Annotated in this window: 27 protein-coding genes; 13 read left to right on the top strand and 14 right to left on the bottom strand. The window is 47.2% G+C overall.

Features of this window, described 5'->3' with window-relative positions; genetic code table 11:
* Positions 1 to 4: 4 nt before the first annotated feature.
* From lipA to A3773_RS12355, 4 genes are all read left to right on the top strand, one after another.
* A complete protein-coding gene (lipA, locus tag A3773_RS12340; protein ID WP_067986460.1) occupies positions 5 to 985 on the top strand; it encodes a lipoyl synthase in 981 nt (326 codons plus the stop codon).
* A 57-nt stretch (positions 986 to 1042) separates the two neighbouring features.
* Positions 1043 to 1234: a hypothetical protein gene (locus A3773_RS12345; RefSeq protein ID WP_067986462.1), complete on the top strand. Its 192-nt coding sequence runs from the start codon at positions 1043 to 1045 to the stop codon at positions 1232 to 1234.
* A 10-nt stretch (positions 1235 to 1244) separates the two neighbouring features.
* On the top strand, positions 1245 to 1679 hold the full coding sequence (locus A3773_RS12350; RefSeq protein ID WP_197462778.1) for an OsmC family protein: 435 nt from the start codon (positions 1245 to 1247) through the stop codon (positions 1677 to 1679).
* A 164-nt stretch (positions 1680 to 1843) separates the two neighbouring features.
* Positions 1844 to 2404, top strand: coding sequence for a lysophospholipid acyltransferase family protein (locus tag A3773_RS12355; RefSeq protein WP_067986465.1), 561 nt, complete (start codon positions 1844 to 1846; stop codon positions 2402 to 2404).
* Positions 2405 to 2414: 10 nt separating this feature from the next.
* On the opposite strand, the gene A3773_RS12360 is transcribed toward A3773_RS12355, so the two are convergent.
* The 4 genes from A3773_RS12360 to leuS all read right to left on the bottom strand — a co-directional run bounded on the left by A3773_RS12360 (position 2415) and on the right by leuS (position 7002).
* Positions 2415 to 2744: a c-type cytochrome gene (locus A3773_RS12360; protein ID WP_067986467.1), complete on the bottom strand. Its 330-nt coding sequence runs from the start codon at positions 2742 to 2744 to the stop codon at positions 2415 to 2417.
* Positions 2745 to 2839: 95 nt separating this feature from the next.
* On the bottom strand, positions 2840 to 3877 hold the full coding sequence (gene holA / locus A3773_RS12365) for a DNA polymerase III subunit delta (protein ID WP_067986469.1): 1038 nt from the start codon (positions 3875 to 3877) through the stop codon (positions 2840 to 2842).
* Positions 3874 to 4386, bottom strand: a complete 513-nt coding sequence (locus A3773_RS12370) for an LPS-assembly lipoprotein LptE (protein WP_067986471.1) — start codon at positions 4384 to 4386, stop codon at positions 3874 to 3876. Before A3773_RS12370 ends, holA begins: the two co-directional genes overlap by 4 nt.
* A 27-nt stretch (positions 4387 to 4413) precedes the next feature.
* The gene (gene leuS, locus A3773_RS12375; RefSeq protein ID WP_067986706.1) at positions 4414 to 7002 is read right to left on the bottom strand and encodes a leucine--tRNA ligase; all 2589 of its coding nucleotides are present in this window, start codon (positions 7000 to 7002) and stop codon (positions 4414 to 4416) included.
* A 136-nt stretch (positions 7003 to 7138) separates the two neighbouring features.
* On the opposite strand from leuS, the gene A3773_RS12380 reads away from it, so the two are divergent.
* The gene (locus A3773_RS12380) at positions 7139 to 7672 is read left to right on the top strand and encodes a zinc ribbon-containing protein (RefSeq protein ID WP_067986473.1); all 534 of its coding nucleotides are present in this window, start codon (positions 7139 to 7141) and stop codon (positions 7670 to 7672) included.
* A gap of 19 nt (positions 7673 to 7691) precedes the next feature.
* Here A3773_RS12380 and lnt read toward each other — a convergent pair whose 3' ends face one another.
* Genes lnt through miaB form a run of 5 tightly spaced genes read right to left on the bottom strand, consistent with a single transcriptional unit; the run spans position 7692 to position 12863 of the window.
* Positions 7692 to 9191 carry an apolipoprotein N-acyltransferase gene (gene lnt, locus A3773_RS12385; protein WP_067986475.1) on the bottom strand — a complete coding sequence of 500 codons (1500 nt, stop codon included), beginning with the start codon at positions 9189 to 9191 and terminating at the stop codon, positions 7692 to 7694.
* A gap of 2 nt (positions 9192 to 9193) precedes the next feature.
* The gene (locus A3773_RS12390) at positions 9194 to 10030 is read right to left on the bottom strand and encodes a CorC family transporter (protein WP_067986476.1); all 837 of its coding nucleotides are present in this window, start codon (positions 10028 to 10030) and stop codon (positions 9194 to 9196) included.
* Between the two features lie 21 nt (positions 10031 to 10051).
* Entirely contained in the window at positions 10052 to 10507 is a 456-nt protein-coding gene (gene ybeY / locus A3773_RS12395; RefSeq protein ID WP_067986478.1) for an rRNA maturation RNase YbeY, read from the bottom strand.
* Positions 10504 to 11496 carry a PhoH family protein gene (locus A3773_RS12400; RefSeq protein WP_067986480.1) on the bottom strand — a complete coding sequence of 331 codons (993 nt, stop codon included), beginning with the start codon at positions 11494 to 11496 and terminating at the stop codon, positions 10504 to 10506. The genes ybeY and A3773_RS12400 overlap by 4 nt, the downstream gene beginning before the upstream one ends.
* Positions 11493 to 12863, bottom strand: a complete 1371-nt coding sequence (gene miaB / locus A3773_RS12405) for a tRNA (N6-isopentenyl adenosine(37)-C2)-methylthiotransferase MiaB (protein WP_067986482.1) — start codon at positions 12861 to 12863, stop codon at positions 11493 to 11495. The genes A3773_RS12400 and miaB overlap by 4 nt, the downstream gene beginning before the upstream one ends.
* Positions 12864 to 13118: 255 nt before the next feature.
* Here miaB and A3773_RS12410 point away from each other — a divergent pair, with 255 nt between their 5' ends.
* Entirely contained in the window at positions 13119 to 13439 is a 321-nt protein-coding gene (locus A3773_RS12410; protein ID WP_067986708.1) for a DUF1820 family protein, read from the top strand.
* Between the two features lie 81 nt (positions 13440 to 13520).
* Complete coding sequence (locus tag A3773_RS12415) at positions 13521 to 14348, top strand: M48 family metallopeptidase (protein ID WP_067986483.1); 828 nt, start codon at positions 13521 to 13523, stop codon at positions 14346 to 14348.
* 53 nt (positions 14349 to 14401) lie between these two features.
* Here the strand turns inward: A3773_RS12415 and A3773_RS12420 are convergent, their stop codons facing one another.
* The 4 genes from A3773_RS12420 to epmB all read right to left on the bottom strand — a co-directional run bounded on the left by A3773_RS12420 (position 14402) and on the right by epmB (position 17351).
* Positions 14402 to 14653, bottom strand: coding sequence for a TM2 domain-containing protein (locus tag A3773_RS12420; RefSeq protein WP_067986485.1), 252 nt, complete (start codon positions 14651 to 14653; stop codon positions 14402 to 14404).
* Between the two features lie 5 nt (positions 14654 to 14658).
* The gene (locus A3773_RS12425; protein WP_197462779.1) at positions 14659 to 14973 is read right to left on the bottom strand and encodes a TM2 domain-containing protein; all 315 of its coding nucleotides are present in this window, start codon (positions 14971 to 14973) and stop codon (positions 14659 to 14661) included.
* Between the two features lie 100 nt (positions 14974 to 15073).
* Positions 15074 to 16207 carry an SPM autocatalytic domain-containing protein gene (locus tag A3773_RS12430; protein WP_067986489.1) on the bottom strand — a complete coding sequence of 378 codons (1134 nt, stop codon included), beginning with the start codon at positions 16205 to 16207 and terminating at the stop codon, positions 15074 to 15076.
* A 106-nt stretch (positions 16208 to 16313) separates the two neighbouring features.
* On the bottom strand, positions 16314 to 17351 hold the full coding sequence (gene epmB, locus A3773_RS12435) for an EF-P beta-lysylation protein EpmB (RefSeq protein ID WP_067986491.1): 1038 nt from the start codon (positions 17349 to 17351) through the stop codon (positions 16314 to 16316).
* Between the two features lie 129 nt (positions 17352 to 17480).
* On the opposite strand from epmB, the gene efp reads away from it, so the two are divergent.
* Positions 17481 to 18044, top strand: a complete 564-nt coding sequence (gene efp / locus A3773_RS12440; RefSeq protein ID WP_067986493.1) for an elongation factor P — start codon at positions 17481 to 17483, stop codon at positions 18042 to 18044.
* Between the two features lie 95 nt (positions 18045 to 18139).
* A complete protein-coding gene (gene epmA / locus A3773_RS12445; RefSeq protein WP_197462780.1) occupies positions 18140 to 19108 on the top strand; it encodes an EF-P lysine aminoacylase EpmA in 969 nt (322 codons plus the stop codon).
* A gap of 88 nt (positions 19109 to 19196) precedes the next feature.
* Here epmA and A3773_RS12450 read toward each other — a convergent pair whose 3' ends face one another.
* A complete protein-coding gene (locus A3773_RS12450) occupies positions 19197 to 20348 on the bottom strand; it encodes a MalY/PatB family protein (RefSeq protein WP_067986497.1) in 1152 nt (383 codons plus the stop codon).
* 307 nt (positions 20349 to 20655) lie between these two features.
* Between A3773_RS12450 and A3773_RS12455 the strand changes: the two genes are divergently transcribed.
* Genes A3773_RS12455 through A3773_RS12470 form a run of 4 tightly spaced genes read left to right on the top strand, consistent with a single transcriptional unit; the run spans position 20656 to position 24267 of the window.
* A complete protein-coding gene (locus A3773_RS12455) occupies positions 20656 to 22197 on the top strand; it encodes a 2-isopropylmalate synthase (protein WP_067986499.1) in 1542 nt (513 codons plus the stop codon).
* A gap of 23 nt (positions 22198 to 22220) precedes the next feature.
* Positions 22221 to 23120: a uracil-DNA glycosylase family protein gene (locus A3773_RS12460; RefSeq protein WP_156473528.1), complete on the top strand. Its 900-nt coding sequence runs from the start codon at positions 22221 to 22223 to the stop codon at positions 23118 to 23120.
* A 4-nt stretch (positions 23121 to 23124) separates the two neighbouring features.
* Positions 23125 to 23565 carry a ribosomal protein S18-alanine N-acetyltransferase gene (gene rimI / locus A3773_RS12465; protein WP_067986503.1) on the top strand — a complete coding sequence of 147 codons (441 nt, stop codon included), beginning with the start codon at positions 23125 to 23127 and terminating at the stop codon, positions 23563 to 23565.
* Positions 23566 to 23598: 33 nt separating this feature from the next.
* A complete protein-coding gene (locus tag A3773_RS12470) occupies positions 23599 to 24267 on the top strand; it encodes an energy-coupling factor ABC transporter permease (protein ID WP_067986505.1) in 669 nt (222 codons plus the stop codon).
* The last annotated feature ends 7 nt before the right edge of the window (positions 24268 to 24274 follow it).

The raw sequence follows: 24274 nt of genomic DNA on the forward strand, positions 1-24274 counted from the left end.
CTAAATGTCTGAAAATAATAAAGTTACGGCGAAAAAACGAGTAGAGCAAGGCGTCAAATTACGTGGCGCTGATAAAGTCGATCGCATCCCAGTAAAGGTGATCCCAACTGAGAGAGACGAGATGCTACGTAAGCCTGAGTGGCTACGCGTTAGGATGGGCTCCAATGCTGAAGTAAAGCGTATTAAAGACAAGCTCAGAAAGCATAAATTAGCGTCCGTATGTGAAGAAGCAAGTTGCCCTAACCTAGGCGAGTGCTTTAGCCATGGCACTGCGACCTTCATGATCATGGGAGATATCTGTACACGTCGTTGTCCTTTCTGTGATGTGGCCCATGGTCGCCCTAATCAACTGGATAAGAATGAGCCTAAAGAGTTGGCGGATGCTATCGCTGATATGGGGCTGCGCTATGTTGTGGTGACCTCCGTTGACCGTGATGACCTGCGTGATGGCGGTGCTCAGCATTTTGCCGATTGCGTACGTGAAACCCGTAAACAGGTGCCGACGATTGAAATGGAGATCTTGGTGCCCGATTTCCGCGGTCGTATGGATGTGGCTATTGATATTTTGTCTGAAACCCCGCCCGATGTTTTAAACCATAATATGGAAACGGTGCCGCGCCTGTATAAAGCGGTACGTCCCGGTTCTGATTATGAGTGGTCGTTACGTTTGCTGAAAAAATACAAAGCGAAAAACCCAAATGTAAGAACAAAATCAGGGTTAATGGTGGGTATCGGTGAAACGAATGAAGAGATTATCGACGTACTGAAAGATCTTCGTGCCCATGATGTGGATATGCTGACGATAGGCCAGTATCTACAACCGAGTGGTAATCACCTTAAGCTAGAACGCTACGTGACGCCTGCCGAATTTGATGAGTTTGCACGTATTGCGAAAGAGCTTGGTTTTTCTCACGCAGCTTGCGGCCCACTGGTGCGCTCCTCATACCATGCTGACTTACAGGCGAAAGGCGAGAAAGTAAGCTAATCGCTTAAACGCGCGTGTGATCAATCCATTAAAGCAGCCCCTGTTGGCTGCTTTTTTATGCCTGTGCTTTTTGCTGTAGCGTCGATCAGCCCGAGCAAATCCATCACTATCACGTCGAATGAACACCGTCTTGATCTTGTCTCTTATGTTTTCGTAACCAAAATAGATAACGCCTTTTTGATCTTAGCCATTGTTTTTTATATGGATGAATCTATTGTATTAGATATATCTAATTTAATTGTTTTCTAGGAGCGCGTTGATGAGTGTAAAAACAATCACGGTTACGGCAAATATGGGTTCTGGTTGTGCAATCAGCGCAGATATTCGTGAACATCATGTTGTGATTGACCAGCCAAAGGCGAATGGGGGTGGTAACGAGGGGCCCACGCCTTTGGAATATTTTTTGTTTTCCTTAGCGGGGTGTATCGGCAGTATTGGTCAGATTGCTGCGGGCCAGCAAAAAATTAACCTTAGGGGGATGAGCATTAAAGTGGAAGCTGATCTTAACTCTATGGGTCTACTGGGTAAGCCAACTGATGACCGTACAGGGTTTCAGCAGATTCGGGTTGAAGCGGCTATTGATGCGGACCTGACGGAGGCCGAGAAGCAGGTGTTTCTAAATGAGGTGTGTGAACGCTGTCCACTGCATGACAATATAAAATTGGCGACGGATGTGGTGCACTGTTTGGTTTGATCGTAACGGCTGCCTCTTACTTTAGGGGGCTGGCACAGGGGTGTGAGCTGGAAATGTTAGCGCCCCACTTAACCTGCCAAGGGTTTACAGACAAAACGCTTAAAATCCTTCATTATTCTTAGTATATGAATCTATCTCTTTCATAAAATAGAGGCGTGTTTTGGATGTGGCTTAACACAATGTTTACAACCCCTGTGATTAGTTCGCTTTTGCGGCTCCTATCTATCATGGTCTTAAAACTCTGTGGCTGGAAGGTTGAAGGGGTGTTTCCTAAAGAGGTGAGGCAGTGTGTGTTAATTGCTGCGCCCCATACGACTAATTGGGATATGCCGTTTTCGCTTATGATCGCTTTTGCGCTGAAGATGCCTTTACATTGGGTCGGTAAGGCCACGATTTTTAAATTCCCTTTTGGTTCTTTGATGCGCTGGATGGGCGGTATTCCGGTTGATCGTGCTAAAACGAAGAACATGGTTGAAGCAACCGTGGAAAAGTTTACGCTCTATTCGGATCTAAAAATAATGATGGCGCCGGAGGGCACCCGTTCGCACGTTTCCCATTGGAAGTCAGGGTTTTACCATATAGCCCACGGGGCAAACGTGCCGGTTGTGCTTGGGTTTATCGATTATAAGCATAAGTGTGGTGGCATTTTAGGTGTGTTTCATACCACGGGTGATTACGACAGTGACCTAAAACGCATACAGGCATATTATCAGCCCTATATGTGATCACCGGTATTTATTTTTGTAGCTGCTTTTCAATAAGGCTTACGCTGTATTCAGACACCGCTTCAGCTTGTTCGTCTGACAATTGATTGAATGTTGTCGTGTGGTGTTTGGTGGTGCTTTTATCGAACTTAATCATCAGCATCACTTTGTAAGGTTTAGGTGCCGTTGTACCTGAATACCTTTCCATCTCTGCGCCGGGCCCTTTCTGCTCATGACAGCTTTTGCAGTAATAGCTATAGATCTCTTCACCTGTTTTCATTCTTTCTGGGGGCGTTTCTTCACAGCCGCTGAGGAGTAGGGCTGATAACAGTAGTGCTGATCTAAAAAAGGTTGAGTGCATGGGCGATAATGGGCCTTAAATGTTTATTGTTATCATAGCTAACATATTGATTTTGGGCTAGCTGAGTCGTGGGCCGCGGTTAGGGCTGTGCTGGCTTATGCGTAAGATGCTGGGTTTAGTAGGGTGAGAGGTTGTCCTGCAAGCGCAAGGGATATGGCGGACAGCAGAAGCCAAGCGTCGCCATTAGCGAGGCCTTTAACAATCTTATCGACCTCGGCACACTGTTGTAAGGCGAGATTGATTTGTACCGTTGAAATACGTTGTGCAGCTTGCCGTGCTAAGGGCTTGCGCTTGCCCCAAATTCTTTCCCGTTGGCAAACCGTATCAAAAGACTGCCCGCTTTGCTGGGCTTGTTGAATCGCCGATAAGCTACGGAGCTCTTTTGATAAAGCCCAGAGCACAATAGGGGGCTCGGTGCCATCTTGTCTAAGGACTTGTAATATTTTGCAGCAGCGGGCGGCTTGTCCATTTAAGGCGGCATCGGTTAAGCCGTAAATATCATATCGAGAACTATCGGATACGGAAGCGATCACATCATCAGCGGTCACGACTTGATGTGGAAACAGCAAGCTTAGCTTACTAATCTCTTGTTTCGCCGCGAGTAAGTTGCCCTCAATGCGGTCACATAAGAGTTGGATCGCTTCTTCGTTGAGTTGCAGGTCAGTTTGCGCTGCCCGCTGTCTTATCCAGTTGGGGAGTTGGGTCGCTTCTACGGGCCATATCTCGACAATCACGCCACAGTTATCAATCGCTTTGAACCAGGCACTCTTTTTCGCTCCACCGTCTAATTTGTCGGCAGTGATTAAGAGAATATTGTCGGGTGCAGGATTGCTGAGGTAGCTTTGTAGAATGTCACTGGATTTTTTGTTGAGCTTTTGGCTGCCCAGCCGTAACTCGATAATCTTTTTTTCGGCAAAAAGGGAGAGGGCGTTGGCGCATTCTAGTAAGTATTCCCAACTAAAGCTGCCATCCACATGGAGTACTTCGCGTTCATTGAAGCCCTGTTGTTGAATATGGTGGCGGAGCAGGTCGGTGCTTTCTTCTAAAATAAGCGGCTCATCACCGGTAATAAAATAGACCGGCGATAAGCTTTTTTTTAGCTGGGCACTCAGTTGCTCAGGGCGTAGCTTCATTGTTGCGTGTTATTACTGGCTAAATAACGACGTAAGATGGTTTGGGCAATGGAGTCGTATAGCTCTCCACGCAGCAGTTCTTCTTGCTCTGAACTGGCCGCGGCGGCATCTTTGTCATAAGTATAGATTCGGTCACGCTGGATCTTAATGTTCTGCGTTAGTGGTTGCCCCTGCCTATCTAAGATCAGCATGGATACCTCAACCGAGATCTCATACTCATCTACGTCGGCACTGCTACTAATGGTGGCGGCACGTCGCTTATAACGGAAATTTGATAAACGGATCTGATAGTTAGCATTGGCTGCTTCAGTAATACCGTTAAATTTCATGTTACGTCGCAGGCTACGGAGTAATTGATTATCAGTATTGCCGGGCGTCAGTATGACCAGTTTTTTATCTTCAGATACATCCTGTATTCCCCGAAGGTGGAAACCACATGCTGATATAAGGCTGAACAGCGTCACTATTAAAATGAGTTTCCCTGTTCCTGCTTTCCACTGTTTAATCATCTTTACTCCTTAACCGGCGACTTGGTTTTAGCCTACAACAATATTAACTAAGCGACCCGGTACAACAATCTTTTTACGAATTGTTTTATTTACCATATGTTTTTGTACGTTTTCATCCGCTAGCGCAGTGTGCAAAACAACATCTTCATCTGCATCAGCAGCGACGTTTATTTTAGCTCTGACTTTACCGTTGACTTGGATAACAAGCTGAACAGTATCTTGGACAAGAGCAGACTCATCAACCGTCGGCCATGGGGCGGTCAGTGCTTCAGTATGACCTAGTTCTTGCCATAGCTGATGGCTAATGTGAGGCACAATAGGTGACAGTAGCAATACGGCTGCTTCAAGCGCCTCTTGCATAACTGCGCGGCCTTGTTCGCTAATATCAACGAATTTAGCGATGGTATTGGAAAGCTCCATTACCGCGGCAATCGCTGTATTGAACGTTTGGCGGCGCTCCATATCGTCACTTACTTTTTGGATAGTCGAATGGACTTTTCGACGAAGCTCTTTCTGCACATCGGTCAGGCTATCTTTATCGATAGCTGCTGATGATCCACCTACATTTAGATGGTCATGAACCTGTTTCCATAGGCGTTTAAGGAAGCGATGAGCCCCTTCTACACCGGTGTCAGACCACTCTAATGATTGCTCTGGCGGTGCAGCAAACATCATAAACAAACGGACAGTGTCAGCACCGTATTTATCGATCATTATTTGAGGATCGATACCGTTGTTTTTTGATTTTGACATTTTAGACATGCCGTCATGCTTTAACGCTTTGCCTGTTGCGCGATGGGTGGCGTTGGTAATGCGGCCTTTCTCATCGGTTTCAATGTCAACCTCGTTAGGTGCAATCCAAACTTGTCCGCCTTTATCGTCTTCATAGTAGAAGCTATCCGCTAATACCATGCCTTGGCAAAGTAGGCGTTTGAACGGTTCATCACTATCGACTAAGCCTTCATCACGCATCAGCTTATGGAAGAAGCGTGAATATAATAAGTGAAGAATGGCGTGTTCTATACCGCCAATGTACTGATCAACAGGCAGCCAGTAGTTAGCTTTTTCCGGTTCGAGCATGGCGTTTTCGCTGCCGCGTGAAGCGTAGCGCGCGTAATACCATGAGGATTCCATAAACGTATCAAATGTATCAGTTTCACGTTCTGCCGGACCGCCACAGCTTGGGCAGGTGGTGTTGATGAAACTTTCCATTTTTTTGATCGGCGAGCCGCTGCCATCAAACTCAACATCCGTTGGTAGTACGACGGGTAGCTGTTCTTCAGGGACCGGTAGCGCGCCACAACGTGTGCAGTTGATGACGGGGATGGGTGCACCCCAGTAACGTTGGCGAGATACGCCCCAGTCACGTAAACGGAAGTTGACAGTGACTTTCCCTTTGTTTTTGGCTTCGAGGTCCGCTGCGATGGCTTTAAAGGCCACTTCAAAGTCTAAATCATCATAGCTGCCAGAGTTAACCAACGCGCCTTTTTCTGTGTAGGCTTCAACGCTCAGATCGACGGGGGAATCATCTAATGGACGGATCACTTGTTTGATCTCTAGTCCATATTTTGTTGCAAACTCCCAGTCCCGTTGATCATGGCCGGGTACAGACATGACTGCGCCTGAACCGTAATCCATTAGGACAAAGTTAGCGGTCCATACAGGGACTTCTTTGCCCGTTAGCGGGTGTATAGCGTTGATACCTAACGCCATCCCTTTCTTTTCCATGGTTGCCATATCTGCTTCGGCAACCTTAATGTTTTTACACTCGTCGATAAATGCAGCAAGGTCAGGATTATTTTTCGCGGCCTGCTGTGCAAGCGGATGCTGGGCTGCCACGGCAACGTAGGTTACCCCCATCAATGTATCAGGGCGTGTTGTGAATACCTCTAGCGGACCGTAGTCAGCTACATCAAAGGTGAGTTCAACACCTTCTGAGCGCCCGATCCAGTTTTTCTGCATCGTGCGAACTTGCTCCGGCCACTCATCTAGTTTATCTAGATCAGAGAGTAGCTGGTCAGCATAGTCTGTAATTTTAAGGAACCATTGGGGGATCTTTTTACGCTCAACTAAAGCACCTGAACGCCAGCCTCGGCCATCGATAACCTGCTCGTTGGCGAGTACGGTTTGGTCGACGGGGTCCCAGTTTACTTCAGCTTCTTTTTTGTAAACGAGGCCTTTATCCATCAACTTAGTAAAGAACCATTGTTCCCAACGGTAGTATTCAGGATGGCATGTGGCGAGTTCACGGTTCCAGTCATAACCAAACCCCATCAATTGGAGTTGATTACGCATGTAATCGATATTTTCGTAGGTCCATTTAGCCGGCGCTACGTTATTTTTCATCGCTGCGTTTTCAGCGGGCAGGCCAAATGCATCCCAACCCATAGGCTGGAGAACATTTTTACCTTGCATACGCTGGTAACGGGAAACTACATCGCCGATAGTGTAGTTACGAACATGCCCCATATGGAGTCGACCGCTTGGGTACGGAAACATGGATAAGCAGTAGAACTTTTCTTTCTGCTGATCCTCTTCGCACTTAAAGCTATCGTTATCTTTCCAATGTTGCTGGACCTGTGGCTCAATCTTTTGTGGGCGGTATTGTTCGTTCATGTTCGTAAATCGTGATGCCTTTGATAGAAAAACCGGCATCTCTTGATGCCGGTTAATAAAAGTTTGCTTATTGGCGTATAGCATACAATATATACAGGTAAGCAAACAGAGTTTCCGCTCATAACGAGGTGGTTTTATGTCGCAAAATAATGATAACCAAAAGAAATTAGCTTCTGAGGACTACGATAGGGTCTTATTACGCCTTACAAAAGACCTTGAAAATACCGAAGCGGGTTCTTGGGATCTTTTACAAGAGAAGATCCATGATGCTGTTGAACTTGAACTGGCCGCGGAGGAGATGACGCGGGATGAGCTTGATCTGCTTAAGGCTTATTTAGCGAGAGACCTGAAAAAACTAGGGTATTACGCGAATGAAACCGGCGAAGGTTTAGCTGCATGGTTAGGTTTTGATCTGAATGTGCTGGAGCAGACGCTGATTGAGCAGCTGAAGTTGATTGCCGATCAAACCCGTATAGGGCAAGAGGCGCTTCGAGAGCGTTTAGATCATACGGATGAACAATATATGGCGGGCGAGCTGGCGACGGTCGGTACCCTTGAATGCTTAAATTGTGGTACTCAATTTAATCTGTATAAAACGGAAAAAATTAAGCCGTGTAACGATTGTGGGAACGTGTACTTTAAGCGCGTTTCAGCTCCCTGGCCTAAGTAATTAGACAGTAGGGTGGCGCTTACCTAAAGTTAGGGTAGCGCTCTCGGCTGTCTCGTTTTCTGCGCTGACCTAAAGGGATCAGCGTGAGGATTAGGGCAAGTAATAAAACAGGCAGCGCCCCATATTGCTGATAGGGTGTTTGCCCCTGCATACCTTGCGCGGTACCGCGTAATACCCCTGATTGAAACTGTGGCAACTGCTGTACGATTGCGCCTTGTGCGTTGATGAGTGCGGTGATGCCATTGTTCGTGCCTCGAATCACCCAGCGCCCATTTTCTACTGCCCGTACGCGGGCGATCTGGAGGTGTTGTGCTGGCGCAATAGAGCGACCAAACCAGGTGTCATTCGATACTGTGAGTAACATATCCGCGTCACTCGATGAGGTGCGGACTAACTCAGGGTAGGCGATTTCATAACAGATTGCGGCGCTGAGTTTTGTCTGGCCAACACTGAGCAGCGGTTGCTGTGACGTTGGTAATGAGAAGCTAGACATCGGTAGGTTGAAAAAATCAAATAAACCCCGAATGCTTTTTTCCATTGGTACGTATTCACCAAAGGGCACTAACCGTTGTTTATGGTAAACCCCGCTGCCATTGGTGAGTATGGCTAAGCTGTTATGGATAAGGTAACCCTTAGGGTGTTCGCTATCGGGTATGGCGCTGGGTAAGCCGCTGATGAGCGTTGTGCCACTGCTATCGAGGTCATTGAGCAGTTCAGCCAAAGGTGCTGCGGCGTAACGAAACAGGGCAGGGATGGCGGTTTCAGGCCAAAGCACCAGCTGAGCATCAAGATGATTGCGGGTGAGCGTTTCATATTGAGTCAATATGTCTTCACGGTAGCCCTGATTCCATTTGATCGCTTGTGCGATGTTGGGTTGAACAATCGCGACGGATAAGCTGTTTTCGCTAGGTTCAGTCCACAAGGGGGGTAATAAGTAGCAGCCAATTAAAGGGAGAGGCGCTATAAGTAAGGGAAGAAGGCTGCGTGACCTAATTAGCTCGGCAATCGCTAAGGCGGTGATTAAAATAGCGCTACTAGCGAGCCAGACTCCGCCGATGGGAAGAAGGTTTTGGTAAGGGGTATCTAAGGAAGCATTGCCTAAATATAACCAAGGGAAGCCGGTAAAAAGCCAGCTTCGAACCCACTCAAATAGTATCCATAAGCCGATAAAACTGAGTACAGGCATCCGTGCGGAAAAAAGCTTTTTCCACAGGTAGAGCTGCACGCTAAACAGTAAAGCTAAAGCGGCGACAAAGAGTGTTGTTAAGCCAACAGCTAAGGGCAGGGGGGTTTGACTGTGCTCTGATATGCTGACAAAAACCCAAGATACGCCGCTGCCAAAAAAACCAAGACCGAAGGCCCAGCCCAATAAGGCGCCCTGAGTGGTATTTTTTTGATAGCTGAGTAAGTAAAGCAGTGCCGGCGGGGCAAGTGCAAGGTAGGGGATGTCAAAAGGGGCAAGGCTAGGGGCAATCAATGCCCCTGCAATTAAACATAAGATAAATTGCAGAGGCATCATGTTTACTCTTCTCTGGAAACCTGAAGTAACCGAATGCGGCGTGTATCGGCGGATAGGATTTTAAAGTGGAAACCGTCTATCTGTACCGACTCATCTTTTTTCGGCAGGTGGCCGAACTGTTGAGTGACGATACCGCCAATGGTATCAAACTCTTCATCGGGGAAAGAGATAGAGAAGTAGTCATTAAAATCATCAACCGGTGTTAAAGCTTTTACAATAAATGCGTTGTCATCGAAAGGTTTGATGTTGCCATCATCCTCTTCGCTATCATGTTCATCTTCGATTTCGCCAACAATCTGTTCAAGCACGTCTTCGATGGTGATTAAGCCAGATACACCACCATATTCATCCATGACAACCGCCATGTGATTGCGGGTAACGCGAAACTCTTTCAGCAGCACATTAAGGCGTTTTGACTCCGGTATAAAGGTCACGTTACGGAGCTTACTTTTTAGATCAAACTGTTCTAAGTTGCCTTCGAGTATTAAAGGCAGCAGATCTTTCGCCAGTAAAATACCTTGCACTTCATCCGGTGTTTCTCCAATCACGGGGAAGCGTGAATGGGCACTGGAGATGATAATCGGTAAAAACTCTTTTGGTGTTTGATCCGCTTCAACGACTACCATCTGCGAGCGTGGAATCATGACATCACGTACTTGCATGTCAGCCACTTGCATCGCCCCTTCCATAATGGTGAGTGCTTCGCTATCTAGCAGGTTGTCATCAGAGGCCTGACGTAAATCGGTTAACAGGTCTTCTCGGCTTCTGGGTTCATCGCTAAATGCGTGGGTTAGTTTGTCGAACCAGCCTTTATTTTGTCCCGATCGATCTTCGCTCATGGTGTGTCTATTCGTCCTTAGTTAGTTTTCTTCCCGGTAGGGATCAGCAATATCTATGCTGGCAAGTATTTTTCTTTCGAGATCTTCCATCTCTTCCGCTTCTTCATCATTTATATGATCGAAACCGATAAGATGCAAGCAGCCGTGAACAACCATGTGGGCCCAGTGGTCGAATAGCGCCTTTTTCTGTTCTTCCGCTTCTTGCTTGACGATATCGGCACAGATAACTAGATCACCTAGTAGCTGCAGCGGGATGCCTTCTGGTACCTCAAACGGGAACGATAGCACATTTGTGGGCTTATCTTTGCCTCGGTAGGTATGGTTGAGCGTTTGACTCTCGTCTGGTGTGACCACCCGAATACAAAGTTCGCCTTCGCTGAGCTGTGTCGATAAGGCGGCATGGACCCATGCGTTAAATTGGGCTTCGGTGGGTAGTTCACCCGCCGTTTCATACTGTATGTCGCAATCAAAACTCATAGACGTTTATCCTGAGTACTGTCTTGCTTTTCAAAACGGTCATACGCACGCACTATATGTTGAACAAGTGGGTGGCGTACAACATCTTTCGCGGTGAACTGGGTAAAGCCTATACCTTTTACACCGTCTAGCACGTGCATGGCGTGTATTAAGCCTGAGCGTGTGCCTTTAGGGAGATCAACTTGGGTTATATCACCGGTGATCACAGCGGTTGTGCCAAACCCAATTCGGGTGAGAAACATTTTCATCTGTTCTCGTGTGGTGTTTTGGCTCTCATCTAGAATCACAAATGAGTTGTTGAGCGTACGGCCTCGCATAAATGCTAAAGGTGCGACTTCAATCACATTGCGTTCAATCAGTTTGCCTACGCGCTCAAACCCTAGCATCTCGTAGAGTGCATCGTATAAAGGGCGTAAATAAGGATCGACTTTTTGACTTAGATCGCCCGGTAGAAAACCTAGTTTTTCACCCGCTTCAACGGCAGGGCGAACTAAGAGGATACGGTCAACCTCTTCACGCTCTAAAGCATCAACCGCGCAGGCTACGGCTAAATAGGTTTTGCCTGTACCTGCGGGGCCGATACCAAAGTTAATATCGTGCTGCAAAATAGAACGGACATAGCCTTGCTGGTTCTCTCCACGGGGACGAATTAACACTTTTTTGGTACGGATACTGATATCGATATCCGTCACTGTTGGGTTACTCGTAACCTGATCTATGCCGCTTTGCTGAATCAGTAGGTGTATTTGCTCAGGTGATAAACGTTTATCTTGGACCGCTTCGTTATAAAGGCTTTTAAGCATGCCCGAAACCGTTTGGATAATGTCGATATCGCCTAATAATTGGAAATGGTTGCCGTGGTTGCGGATCTCAACACCTAAACGTTTCTCTAACAGTTTAATGTGTTCATTAAACGGTCCGCACAGGTTCGCCAAAAAGGCAGCATTCTCAGGTTCAAGTGTAAGTTTGATCGATTGTGCAGTGCTCAAGCTAAGCCCGCCTTTTGTGGGAAGTTATCGTCCAGTTCCGAGCAGATGAGTTCACCGACCAGTGAGTTAGCGTACGCGTCGAGGATATTTACATCGGCAAAGTGGCCAATTAAATCAGGGTTGTCACAACGGAAATTGACGACACGGTTGTTTTCTGTTCTGCCGGATAGTAGCCCAGGGTCTTTTTTAGAGTAGCCGTTGACGAGGATACGTTGTGCCGTACCCACCATTTTACGGCTGATCTGCTGTGCGTTTTGTACAATACGTGTTTGTAGAATTTTTAAACGCTGTTTTTTTGTTTCGTCATCGATGTTATCTGGTAGATCTGACGCTGGTGTGCCTGGGCGGCGGCTGTAGATAAAACTGTAGCTGTTATCAAAGCCTATATCTTCAATCAGTTTCATGGTTGCTTCAAAGTCGGCATCCGTTTCATTGGGGAAACCGATAATAAAGTCAGAGGATATCTCAATATCTGGGCGGGCTTTGCGGATACGGCGTATTTTCGATTTATATTCTAGCGCGGTATGGCCACGTTTCATCGCCATTAAAATTTTATCGGATCCGCTTTGAACGGGAAGGTGAAGGAAGCTAACGAGCTCCGGTACCTCGGCATAGGCTTCGATAAGGCTATCCGTAAATTCCACCGGATGGCTGGTGGTGAAACGGATACGGTCGATGCCATCAACAGCCGCTACGCAGCGGATAAGCTCGGCTAAATCGGCGCTATCGCCATCGTGGGTATCGCCACGGTAAGCGTTGACGTTTTGCCCGAGTAAGTTAACTTCTCGTACCCCTTGCTCTGCAAGTTCGACGCATTCGGTAATAACATCATCCAGTGGGCGGCTAACCTCTTCACCACGGGTGTAAGGTACAACACAAAATGTGCAGTATTTGGAGCAGCCTTCCATTACGGAAACAAACGCTTCGGCGCCTTCTACCTTAGGGGCAGGAAGGTGGTCGAATTTTTCGATCTCAGGGAATGAAACATCCACAATACCAACGCCGCCGGCATTGGACTCATTGATCATCTCAGGCAGGCGGTGCAAGGTTTGTGGTCCAAAAATCATGTCCACATAGGGCGCACGCTTGAGTATGCTTTTCCCTTCTTGGCTGGCAACACAACCGCCAATCCCGATTTTGATATCAGGGTTTTTTGCTTTCAATTTGCGCCAGCGTCCCAGTTGATGGAACACTTTTTCTTGTGCTTTTTCACGAATAGAACAGGTGTTAAGCAACAGAACGTCTGCCTCATTAGCATCTTCTGTTAACTCGAGCTCATGACTTTCTCCCAGAAGGTCAGCCATACGCGCAGAGTCGTATTCGTTCATCTGGCAACCGTGAGTCTTAATAAATAGCTTCTTCGCCATTGTTCACCTGTATCTAGCGTGTTTCATTAACTGAGTGCGTTTACAGCATTCAGCCTGTCAAAGGACCGGGATTATACTGAAGCGGCCAGATAATGAACAGTTAAGAGCGGCCTTAGGGACAGGCTTTTTTTGTGGGCTGCTTTTATGGCGAGCGCTGGATACGGACTTGAAAAAGTGAGTGTTGGCCTTATCTATCTTTATAGTGAGTGGTTTTTTCGTTCCGTTTTTAGAGAAATTCATAATAAAAGGTATTCAATGGCTAAGGATGATCGTCTTTATCGTGTCATGTTTGTCAATCAGGATCAGGTGTTTGAGCTGTATGTTAAACATGTTTATCAAAGTGATCTTTGGGGATTTGTCGAAGTCGAGGGCTTTGTCTTTGGTAACCGTTCTGGCTTGGTCGTTGATCCCGGTGAAGAGAAACTAAAAACAAAATTTAGTGGGGTGAAACGCTCTTTTATTCCGCAAAATGCCATTGTTCGTATCGATGAAGTTGAGCGCGAAGGGGTTGCAAAAATTACGGAAGCTAAGGGCTCGGTTGCTGCGTTTCCTATGCCGCCTATGCCTAAGGTATGAGGGAGATGGGCGATCTGCTTTAGGGAGTGGTAATATGGCGCGCTCTCTATGATTCGCCTGCACATTTAAAAGGATTTTCTTATGCCTGATAGCGCACCCAATAATTACCAATTTCCCGACAGCCATGACCAGCAGGTTAAAGCCTTTATGCGTTGGTTGGTTATCGGTGTCACGCTGTTTGTTGTGGCGGTTGCTGCCCTGATCTGGTTCGCTGATCGTTTACTTATTCATGTACCTTTGAGTGCAGAAACGCGTTTTGTTAAACCTTATGAAGCGCTATTTGAAAAATATAATACGCTTGATGCGGAGCAGCAGCGTGTAGAGCGGTATTTGCAAACGATAGTGGATGACCTCACTGCTAAAAGCGGATTTGATGAGCCTGTACGTATCAACGTACATTACCTCGATACGCCAGAGATCAACGCGTTTGCAACCTTAGGGTGCAATATTTTTGTTTTACGTGGGTTGGTGGAGGCGATGCCCAATGAAAATGCACTCTCAATGGTACTGGCCCACGAGATCGCCCACGTAAAACATAGAGATCCTATTGTGAGCGTCAGCCGTGGTCTTGCTTTACAGGTGGCCTATAGCTTTTTTGCGGGTGATCCCGGCACTATTTTTAATACAGGTTCGGAGTTGGGCATGTTGGTGTTTAGTCGGGGGCAGGAGGAAAGTGCTGATTTAGCCGCGTTAGATACGTTGCAGCGTCATTATGGACATGTTGCGGGCGCGACGACGTTTTTCACGATTATGCAGGAGGAGTATGAAGCGAAAGAGGACACTGACAAGCTGCCGACATGGTTGCTGAGTCACCCAAAACTACAGCACCGGATTGATACGATTAATGCGCGGATCGATAAGGAAAATTGGTATGAAGGCCGAACCGTGCCGAAGCAAGTAGATTTGTAATCGAGAGAGGTTCGGCGTTACGTGCGCTATAAAACACGTAGCGCCGAGTTGTATTATGCTGGCTTGATCGTATGACCGTTTTTATCTTTGAAAGATCCAACAGCGATCATGATGAAGTCCACAAGTGACCAGATGCCTAACCCACCCAATGTCAGCAGCATAAGTATGCCTGTACCAATTTTACCGACATAGAAGCGGTGAACACCTAATACGCCTAAGAAAAAGCAAAGTAGTAACGTAGGTACAAATCCTTTTTCACTAATAATTACTTGAGGGGCTGCGTTTACTGTTGTTGGTTCAGTCATTTGTCTTATCCTTGAAAGGGGGTTTTTAGCGTTTGGCCTGGGTAGCAAACGTACTTTCCGTGGCCGTCTTTAAATGATCCAGTTAGGAGCATGATGGTAATAATAAATGTGTGAAGCGTGTCGATAGCGAAGAACGCAACAGCCCAGAGTATTTCGCCGTGTAAATAAAAATACATGGTTAAAACCGCGAGACTGAAATCGATAATGCCTTCGATATATCGACCTAAATAGAAGTGATGTATACCTAATACGCCGAAGATAGCAGAGAGCGAAACCGCGATAGCGTAGCTCTTGGAAGAAGCTTGAGGGGTATTTGACATAAAATCGTCCATGATGTGTATACATTATCTTTTTATATACTAAAGCATGCTATTAAACCCCGTGGGTAGCGTCAAGCTAAGTTGTAACCTATTTACATCTTTATATAACAAGATCAACCTGTTGCAGGGTGCCGGTTTCCCCTTGTTCCGTTAAAAACAGCCCTGTCGCTCTTACCTGCCCTGCGATTTCGTTGCTGTTGGGGCCGGCTGTGAGTTCCCACTCTGTGGTTTCATAACCGAGATAGAGTGCGCCTACGCCTTTTTCAGCTAAGGTGAACAGACTGCTGCTGCCATCATCCTGTTGGACCCAGATTCTCAGGTTATCCCACACCGCATCGTTTTCATCGATAAAGCCGTTACCGTCATCATCATAAGCGGCTAATTCGTCGAACCCATTACCCGTGGCAGCGCCAAACAGTTCACTGCCATCGTCGATCTGTTCATTTCCGTTTCGGTCGAGGGCGATGTAACCACTTTGTTCTGAAAGTTGGTGTATTAGCTCCGTTTCGCCATCCATATCTATGTCGAAGCTGATCTGCTGTGAGGTGAGTTCAGCTGCTTGTCCTGAGAAATTGATGACAAGAGGGTCTTTAAGCGCAGCGCCCATGCGTATCCGGAAATGTTGGCTTTCGCTAACCGAACGGCTGAGATTGAGCTCAAGATCTAAATCTATCACGTTGCCGTCAGCGGTTCTGACTTGGCCTTGGGCTTGAAACTGAAGACGCTCCTGTTGCTCGATTGTTTCTTCGTAACGGTAATCAAGGCCGTATGCTAATGCACCGCTTTCGTTGGCTAAGGCGATGGCCGGGTTTGCCTGAGTTGAGCTGCTGTTTGATGAGGCGAGGTCTAGAATGCCGACATGGAAGGTTTTTCCAGTCAAACTTTCGTAGATCTTTTTAAGGAGCATGATCTTTAACTTGTCTTCAGGGGTGAGCTCAAACAGGTTTGTGTTACTGCGTTTGCTGACGTTGTTGAGGAGTTGGTCGAGGGAGTATTTACCGGTGTTGTCTTGTGCCAGTTTTTTCCTAAGGTCGGAATAGGTGGGCTTCTCTGTGCTGCTGTCGTGGACCTTGTCGGTTTTTGAGTGCTCAGTGTGGGTTCCTGCTATGAGGTTTTCTTTGCTGAACGTGCTTCCTGAGGGAACGTAACCTTCAGTCAGCTCCTCTGTCACATGGGTGTGTGTGAGTTTGTCACTCTGCGTGTCAAACGAAATATCTGAAGCGGAAATACGCATAACGTCACCTTTTTGCACCTGAGATGATCGTTATCGGCCGTTTCTGTTGTTTTAAAAGGGGTATTTTTTAAAGATGAAAAGGTTTCATTAGGGGAGGAGGGTGATATTAGCGTTTTAGGAGCGTCTTAGACCCTTTAGCAGGGACCTCTCGGGCTAATTTAGGCAGTAAATACCCCGGTAATAGATTTTGGAGCTGTTCAAATAGATCTAATGCGGTGTCATCGCTGACGTTGAAGTGTGCCGCGCCTTGTACGGGGTCTAAGGTAAAAAGGTAATAGGGTAAAATGCCATAGTGAAAAAGCGTTTCGCTGAGTTGTTGTAAGGTTTCAACGCTGTCGTTGACGCCTTTTAGTAAGACGGCTTGGTTTAATACGGTGACATTGGCTTGTTTTAGTTCAGCGACGACGGCGCCGGTCTGCGCATCTAACTCATTGGGGTGATTGGCGTGGAGTACCATCACCGTATTAAATCGACAGGCTTTTAAAATTGATGTTAGCGCGGTCGTTATGCGTTGTGGGATCACAATCGGCAGGCGTGTGTGGATCCGTAAACGCTTTAAATGGGGGATGGCTTCAAGGTCTTTAATCATGCGAATTAAGCGTTCATCCGATGTGGCGAGCGGATCGCCTCCAGAGAAAATCACTTCGCTGATACTTGGGTCTGCAGTGAGATAATCCAGTATGCCTTGCCATTGGTCGGGGCCTAAACGGTTTTCTTGGTACGGAAAGTGACGGCGAAAGCAGTAGCGGCAATTGATTGCACAAGCGCCACTAATAATCAGAAGTACCCGGCCTTTGTACTTGTGGATAAGTCCATCCCGGTGGTTGGCACCCATCTCGGCTAAAGGATCGGTAACGTAGCCCGGGATTGTGTCTAGCTCTGCATCTAGCGGGAGGATCTGTCGTAGTAAAGGGTCAGCAGGGTCGCCTTTTTTTATTTTTTCTAAATAGGGCTCAGGTACTTTAAGGGCAAACTCATTTGCGCCATCGAGGGCACCTTGAAGAAAACTGTTGGGTAATTCGAGCCGTTCAATCAAGGCTTGTGGGGAGTTAATTGTATGGCTTAATAGCTGCTGCCACGAGGCGTTTTTGTCACTTTGAAGCGGTATTTTGTTGATTTTGGCCGTCTTTTGGAAAGAATTCATAGTGTTTTTCGGCAGAATGGCAGCTGGAAGTTGCTCGCATTCTCCTTTCTAGTAGAATGTCTGTCAATTTTACTGCTGACAGCGATGTTGTTAGTTGAATAGCAAATTATAAGAGATGCGTAGGACATTATGGCGAATTTTTCTTCTAACCAGTTCAAGAACGGTATGAAAGTAATGATCGATGGTGATCCATGTTCAATGGTTGACGTTGAATTTGTAAAGCCGGGTAAGGGACAAGCATTTACACGTGTTAAGTTGCGTAACTTGATGTCAGGTCGTATTTGGGAACGTACTTTCAAATCGGGCGAAAGTGTTGAAGCAGCAGATGTTATGGATACGACAATGGAGTATTCATACTACGATGGCGAGCTTTGGTACTTTATGGATCCAAATACGTTTGAGCAGGTGGGTGCGGATGAAAACGCGGTCTCTGATGCTAAACCATGGTTAAAAGAGCAGGATTCCGTCACGGTAACCTTGTTTAACGGTAATCCGATTGCTGTTATGCCAGCGAACTTTGTTGAGTTGGAAGTGGTTGAGACAGACCCAGGTCTTAAAGGTGATACTGCGCAAGGGGGCTCTAAGCCAGCTACGTTGGCGACAGGTGCGATTGTACGTGTGCCGTTGTTTATCAACCAAGGCGAAGTGCTAAAAATTGATACACGTACGGGTGAATATGTTTCCCGTGCATAGTATGGCGAGTGATTAATGGAAACGGCAGCTTAGGCTGCCGTTTTTGTTGGTGCGGTGTGGTTGGTAATGGCTTTTTTGGTAATGGGTAAATAAAGATGAGTGATTGGCAGCCATCGGCAACGATTGAACGTTTAACCCAGCGGGCAGCGTTGTTTGCGTATATCCGTCACTTTTTCCAACAGTTAAATGTGTTGGAAGTTGATACACCTGTGATGTCCCAGTGTGCAGTGAGTGACCCGTTTATTGATAGTTTTGAGCTGGATTATAGCCCTGTAGTAGGGATTGATACTCAGAAGTATTACCTGCAAACATCGCCAGAGTATGCCATGAAGCGCCTACTTGCGGCGGGGAGTGGGGCGATCTATCAGATGGGTAAGGTCTTCCGAAATGGCGAGTGTGGCCGTCGTCATAACCCTGAATTCACGATGCTTGAGTGGTATCAGCCTGGGTATGATGATCAGCAGTTAATGGATGAGGTGGAAGCCTTAGTGCAGCCGGTATTAGGCCTAACGTCTATTGAGCGTGTGACCTATTCTGACCTGTTTATGCGTTATTTAGGATTTAGACCAGAGCAGGTCGAGCTTGCTGAATTGGTGGCTGAAACTAAAAAACATGTGGATATTGAGTTAGAGGATGATGACCCTGACACATGGTTAAATCTTTTGCTCTCCCATGTGATTGAACCGCAGTTGGCCCACGTTGATGCAATTTTTGTGACCGATTACCCCGCCTCACAGGCCGCGTTGGCGAAGGTTAGGTTGAATGGGGCAGGCGAGCAGGTGGCGGCGCGTTTTGAGTTGTTTATTAAGGGGGTCGAGTTAGCTAATGGTTACCATGAGCTGACGGATCATCAAGAGCAAGCGCGGCGTTTGCGGGCAGATCAAGCGCAGCGAGGTAGTTTAGGGCTTCCGCAACGCCCTTTAGATGATCGACTCGTAGATGCCCTTGCCGCTGGACTGCCTGATTGTGCCGGTGTTGCCTTAGGGGTTGATCGTTTGTTAATGCTCGCTTCGGATGCCACGTCTATTGCAGAGGTGATCCCCTTTGATCATACGCGGGCATAGTGTGTTAATCGGTTAGTGTGCTGGGTAACGCACCCAATAGAGAGTTGTCTCCATTGGGTGTTTGTTACGCGTTATTACTTCAGTCGCTTTACGCGGGTAGTTCATTGAGTAAGGCGGTTTTGATACGGTGTACCGCTTCTTCAAGGGTGCTTCTTGGGCAGCCGAAGTTTAAGCGCATATAGTTTCCATCACCAAAATCTCGACCGGGTGACATGCCGACACCGGCTTGTTCAAAGAAGTGGGCAGGGTTGGTTAGTTTTGCACCGGATATATCGATCCACGCAAGGTAGGTCGCTTCAATCGGGAGCAGTTTAAGCCCAGGGATTAAGTTGATTTCTTGCTGCAAGTAGTCACGGTTGCTACGTAGGTAGTCGAGCTGTTTTTTGTTCCACTCATCCCCATCCTTATAGGCGGCCATCGTTGCCGTATAGCCGAGCAAGTTTACATCGGGAACGATGCCTTTACGGACGTTCATGAATTGTTGGCGTAGTTTTTTGTCTTTGATGATCGCAAATGAGCAGCCAAGTCCCGCAATATTATATGTTTTGCTGGGGGCCATAAGCGTAATGGTGCGTAGCGCAATCTCCTCACCTAGAGAGGCAAGCGGCGTATGTTTTAAGCCGGGCTCTAAAATCAGGTCGCAATGGATCTCATCTGAGCAGACATAAAGATCATGTTTGAGGATAAGGGCCGCTAGGGCTTCAAGCTCCTCTCGCTTGTAAACCGCGCCACCGGGGTTATGGGGATTGCAAAAAAGCAGTAGGCGGGTGTGATCAGTAATGCTGTTCTCAAGTACGTTGAGGTCAATAATAAAACGCTGATCCACCTGTTTAAGCGGAACGGTGCAGACCTCCCTATCTGAGAGTCGCGGTGATGACATAAATGGAGGGTAGATCGGTTTGGGGGAAATGACCGTATCACCGCTTTTACCTACAGCGCGACAGGCAAGGTTAAGTCCGCATACTAATCCGGGTAGCCAGATGATGGCGTCCGCATCTACATCCCACTGGTAGAGCGTTTGCATGCGATGAATAACGAGTTGGTTTAATTCGCTAGGTACAACGGTGTAACCAAAAATGCCGTGATCTATACGCTCTTTCAGCGCATCAAGTACACAAGGGGGGGACATAAAGTCGGTATCGGCAACCCACATCGGTAAAATGTCGCTATCACCGTACTTTTCCCACTTTTGGCTAGCGGTTCCTTTTCGGTCTATTGGGCGATCAAATTCTTTATCCATGATGATCTTCTTTTGTTGTATGAAGAGACAAACTTTGGTTGCAAAACATAGCTCTGGCGCTATAGTGGTGGTCACTGGATAACCACGCAAATCCCTACTTTTATAGCCCAGTCATAGGCTATCAAAAGAGTATTACAACGCAGATTACTATTCCCATTAAATAGAGAGTTTTATCTATTGAAAACTATTTATTGGAACTTTGAGTATAGTTCTCTCATACCTATTTTTGTCCAGTTTTTGTAAAGAATTTAGTGAGCAGTGATAATAGTAGTATTGATCGCTAGTGAGTTGGTTTGGAGCGCTCCTGATGAATAATGATAATCGTGTAATAATTTTTGATACAACCTTGCGTGATGGTGAGCAAAGCCCTGGCGCCTCCATGACCCGTGATGAAAAACTGCGTATTGCAAAGCAGTTAGAGAAAATGCGGGTGGATGTGATCGAGGCGGGTTTTGCTATTGCTAGCCCGGGTGACTTTGAGTCGGTTAAAGCGATCGCGGATGCGGTGACTGAAAGCCGTATCTGTTCACTATCCCGTGCCTTAGATGCAGATATAGATCGTGCAGGTGAAGCGCTGAAAAATGCTGCGATGGGGCGTATCCATACGTTTATCGCTACCTCGCCGATTCATATGAAGTATAAGCTTCAGATGAGTGCTGATCAGGTGGTCGAGCAAGCGGTTAAGGCTGTGACACGCGCACGTAATTTGATCGATGATGTGGAATTTTCATTAGAAGATGCCAGCCGCTCTGAGCTGGACTTTATGTGTCAGATCATTGAGAAAGTGATTGATGCGGGTGCCCGTACTATTAATATTCCCGATACTGTGGGATACGCGGTGCCAGGTGAGTTTGCGAATACGATTAGTCAGTTGATTCAACGTATTCCAAATGCGGATAAAGCGGTTTTCTCTGTACATTGCCATAATGATTTAGGCTTGGCTGTGGCTAACTCGCTTGCTGCGGTGGGCGCGGGTGCGCGTCAGGTAGAGTGTACGATTAACGGTTTAGGTGAGCGTGCAGGTAACGCGTCGCTTGAAGAAGTAGTCATGGCGATCCGTACACGTAAAGACTCGCTCGGCGTGTCGAGCAATATAGATACAACCCAGATTGTGCCCGCGTCGCGTTTAGTGTCTAGTGTGACAGGCTTTCCTGTACAGCCGAACAAAGCGATTGTCGGTGCCAATGCGTTTGCCCATGAATCCGGTATTCACCAAGATGGTGTGCTGAAGCATCGTGAGACTTACGAGATTATGACGGCGCAGGATGTGGGCTGGCATACCAACCGCATGGTGTTGGGTAAACATTCAGGACGGGCTGCATTTCGGAGCCGTTTAGAAGAGCTAGGCACGTCACTGTCATCGGACCTTGAACTCAACAATGCGTTTTCTCGTTTTAAAGAACTCGCGGATAAAAAGCATGAGATCTTTGATGAAGATTTAGTGGCGTTAGTGAGTGATACCCGCGCATCAGCAAGCAGTGAGCTATTTAAGCTGAGTAGCTTATCGGTCACCTCTCAGACGGGTGAAACGCCGATGGCTAAAATCGTGATGCAGATTGATGATCAAGAACAAACAGCAGAAGCGGATGGCAGCGGTCCCGTAGATGCAACGTTTAAAGCGATCGAATCTATTGCCAACTCCGGCGCTAGCTTGCAGATCTACTCTGTTAATGCGGTGACTGAAGGGACGGACTCTCAAGGTGAGGTGACGGTTCGTTTGGAGAAGGGTGGGCGTATAGTGAATGGTTTAGGTGCAGATACGGATATTATTATTGCATCGGCAAAGGCGTACATTCATGCGCTGAATATGCTCGATGCTAATATTCAGAAAGCACATCCACAGGTTTAATGATTCGTGAAGGGGTCGTTAATATGGAACAAGAGCAGCTGCGTCATCAATATCTAGAAGCGCTAGGGGTTTCTAGTTGGCTGCCTTGTGCTGTATTACCGGGCGCGGCAGAATCGGCTGCTTGGGTTTCTGATTTTAGATACCCTGCACCGGAGATCCCTTTTGAGTCAGATCGTGCCGCAAGTGCGCGGTCTGCTTTGGCGGCATCCGGCCCCTCCGTATCACCTCTATCCAAAAGTGCCCCTACAACTCCCGCTGCCCGAGCGACAGCGCAACAAAGTATGTCGCAAGCGCGTGCCGCGTTGGGTTTAGGGGCAGAACCTGCATCAACACCGAAAGTAGAACCAGCGCCCTTGTCACCTGTGGCAGAGCCTTCTTCGTTATCGCCACCGCTCAGCGCTGAGTCTGTTGATGACGCCGTGGCAGAGCCGAGTGTTGAGGCTAACCTTGAGCCTCCACGCTTTAAATTAGCTTTTTTACGGGTCGGTGAGCTTTTGGTGGTGGACAGTGTACCTCCGCAGGGGGGGCATTTTGGCGATAACTATCAAGCATTAGCGAAAGCGATCGCTAGCGCATTAGGCATTGAAGGTGAACAGGGCCCTGCGTTTATGCTGCCTTGGCCGATGTTTGCGAGTAAAACCTTAGATCAGGGCTATAAGCAGGCTTCTATCGCTGTTCAGCATAAGTTATCGAAAGAGTTACAGGCTTACCCGATTAAAGCCGTGTTGTTGTTTGGCGAGGCGGCGGTGCAGATGGCGATGGAACGTCAAGAACCACTGGAACAGCTTAAAGGTATCTGTTTTGAGTTGCGTTCGGGGGTTAAAGCGATTGCGAGTCACAGTTTAACGGAAGCGATGCAGTTGCCGGGTATCAAAAAGCAAATTTGGACCGACATGCAGCCCCTACTAACGGCGCTGTCATAGGGTGATGGTGGACTGTAGGCCGCTGACTGCTGGGGATCTCTCGGATCTTGTTCAGTTAAAGGATTGCGGAGACTGGTCACAGGCGCAGATCGTGCGGCAGTTAGCACATCCTCGCGGGATATCCTTAGGCGTTTTTACACCTAAGTTGGTAGGATTTATCTTTATCAGTACCGTGTTGGATGAGGCGGAACTATTACAGATAGGGATTATGCCTGAATGTCGAGGCGCAGGGCTGGCTGGCCAGCTTATCACCGCGTGTTTACCGTTACTGAAAGGGCAGGCTGTCGAGCGATTAATGTTAGAGGTTAGGGAGTCCAATACGGCTGCTCGATCCCTTTACCAGCGTTTTGGCTTTGTTGAAGAGGGGCGGCGTAAAAATTACTACCCTGTACCCAGCTCTCCGGATGAGCGAGAGGATGCGTTACTACTGAGTTTGATGCTTTAGAGTCCCTTCAATACACTAAGATGAAGACGTATTATGAGTTTTACTGATGGATTAATAACGACGCCTTGGCTGATCTTCGGGGGTGTCATTTACCTTCTCGCTGTATGCTTTGCGTTGCGCAACACACCTTGGAACGTCTTTTTACATAACAAAACCTTGCAGCACATGTTAGGTGGCGCGACAGTGTTGCTTGTTGTGTTGTGGTCCATGCGTGCGGGTATTTCACCGGGGTTAGGCATTCATTTTCTGGGTGTGACGATGATGACGCTTGTCTTTGGTTGGGATTTAGCAATTCTGTCGGGCACAGTGGCGCTCTTGGGTATGGCAATCATAGGTAAAGAGAGTTGGGATAGCCTGTTTCTCAGTGGTACATGCTCGGTGCTTTGTCCTGTCGCTATTACCTGTTTAATCCAATGGTTTGTGGATAAAAAGCTGAGTAAAAACTTTTTTGTCTTTCTCTTTGTGTGTGGTTTTTTTGGTGCAGGTTTGTCATCGGCGGGTGCTGGGCTTGCGGCAAGCAGTATTTTGGTTCTGGATGGCGTATACAGTTTCGATAAAATTATCTTAGAGTATGTACGTTACCTGCCGCTCATTATGTTCCCCGAGGGGCTAATGAATGGGATTATTCTCACAGGTATGTTGGTGTTTCATCCCGACTGGGTGAGAGGCTTTGATGCTAAAACGTATATCGATGATCAATAATAGGGGC

It is taken from the genome of Neptuniibacter pectenicola (assembly GCF_001597735.1).
Taxonomy (GTDB): Bacteria; Pseudomonadota; Gammaproteobacteria; order Pseudomonadales; family Balneatricaceae; genus Neptuniibacter; species Neptuniibacter pectenicola.

Bases quoted from the DNA above. Each gene is read 5' to 3' on its own strand.
- A3773_RS12355 (WP_067986465.1), top strand. From the start codon at position 1,844: ATGTGGCTTAACACAATGTTTACAACCCCTGTGATTAGTTCGCTTTTG.
- A3773_RS12460 (WP_156473528.1), top strand. From the start codon at position 22,221: ATGGAACAAGAGCAGCTGCGTCATCAATATCTAGAAGCGCTAGGGGTT.
- leuS (WP_067986706.1), bottom strand. From the start codon at position 7,002: ATGAACGAACAATACCGCCCACAAAAGATTGAGCCACAGGTCCAGCAA.
- A3773_RS12350 (WP_197462778.1), top strand. From the start codon at position 1,245: ATGAGTGTAAAAACAATCACGGTTACGGCAAATATGGGTTCTGGTTGT.
- ybeY (WP_067986478.1), bottom strand. From the start codon at position 10,507: ATGAGTTTTGATTGCGACATACAGTATGAAACGGCGGGTGAACTACCC.
- A3773_RS12415 (WP_067986483.1), top strand. From the start codon at position 13,521: ATGCCTGATAGCGCACCCAATAATTACCAATTTCCCGACAGCCATGAC.
- A3773_RS12455 (WP_067986499.1), top strand. From the start codon at position 20,656: ATGAATAATGATAATCGTGTAATAATTTTTGATACAACCTTGCGTGAT.
- epmB (WP_067986491.1), bottom strand. From the start codon at position 17,351: ATGAATTCTTTCCAAAAGACGGCCAAAATCAACAAAATACCGCTTCAA.
- A3773_RS12430 (WP_067986489.1), bottom strand. From the start codon at position 16,207: ATGCGTATTTCCGCTTCAGATATTTCGTTTGACACGCAGAGTGACAAA.
- A3773_RS12470 (WP_067986505.1), top strand. From the start codon at position 23,599: ATGAGTTTTACTGATGGATTAATAACGACGCCTTGGCTGATCTTCGGG.
- A3773_RS12380 (WP_067986473.1), top strand. From the start codon at position 7,139: ATGTCGCAAAATAATGATAACCAAAAGAAATTAGCTTCTGAGGACTAC.
- A3773_RS12370 (WP_067986471.1), bottom strand. From the start codon at position 4,386: ATGATTAAACAGTGGAAAGCAGGAACAGGGAAACTCATTTTAATAGTG.
- A3773_RS12420 (WP_067986485.1), bottom strand. From the start codon at position 14,653: ATGACTGAACCAACAACAGTAAACGCAGCCCCTCAAGTAATTATTAGT.
- epmA (WP_197462780.1), top strand. From the start codon at position 18,140: ATGAGTGATTGGCAGCCATCGGCAACGATTGAACGTTTAACCCAGCGG.
- A3773_RS12345 (WP_067986462.1), top strand. From the start codon at position 1,043: ATGCCTGTGCTTTTTGCTGTAGCGTCGATCAGCCCGAGCAAATCCATC.
- A3773_RS12410 (WP_067986708.1), top strand. From the start codon at position 13,119: ATGGCTAAGGATGATCGTCTTTATCGTGTCATGTTTGTCAATCAGGAT.
- A3773_RS12425 (WP_197462779.1), bottom strand. From the start codon at position 14,973: ATGTCAAATACCCCTCAAGCTTCTTCCAAGAGCTACGCTATCGCGGTT.
- lnt (WP_067986475.1), bottom strand. From the start codon at position 9,191: ATGATGCCTCTGCAATTTATCTTATGTTTAATTGCAGGGGCATTGATT.
- lipA (WP_067986460.1), top strand. From the start codon at position 5: ATGTCTGAAAATAATAAAGTTACGGCGAAAAAACGAGTAGAGCAAGGC.
- rimI (WP_067986503.1), top strand. From the start codon at position 23,125: ATGGTGGACTGTAGGCCGCTGACTGCTGGGGATCTCTCGGATCTTGTT.
- holA (WP_067986469.1), bottom strand. From the start codon at position 3,877: ATGAAGCTACGCCCTGAGCAACTGAGTGCCCAGCTAAAAAAAAGCTTA.
- A3773_RS12390 (WP_067986476.1), bottom strand. From the start codon at position 10,030: ATGAGCGAAGATCGATCGGGACAAAATAAAGGCTGGTTCGACAAACTA.
- efp (WP_067986493.1), top strand. From the start codon at position 17,481: ATGGCGAATTTTTCTTCTAACCAGTTCAAGAACGGTATGAAAGTAATG.
- miaB (WP_067986482.1), bottom strand. From the start codon at position 12,863: ATGGCGAAGAAGCTATTTATTAAGACTCACGGTTGCCAGATGAACGAA.
- A3773_RS12450 (WP_067986497.1), bottom strand. From the start codon at position 20,348: ATGGATAAAGAATTTGATCGCCCAATAGACCGAAAAGGAACCGCTAGC.
- A3773_RS12360 (WP_067986467.1), bottom strand. From the start codon at position 2,744: ATGCACTCAACCTTTTTTAGATCAGCACTACTGTTATCAGCCCTACTC.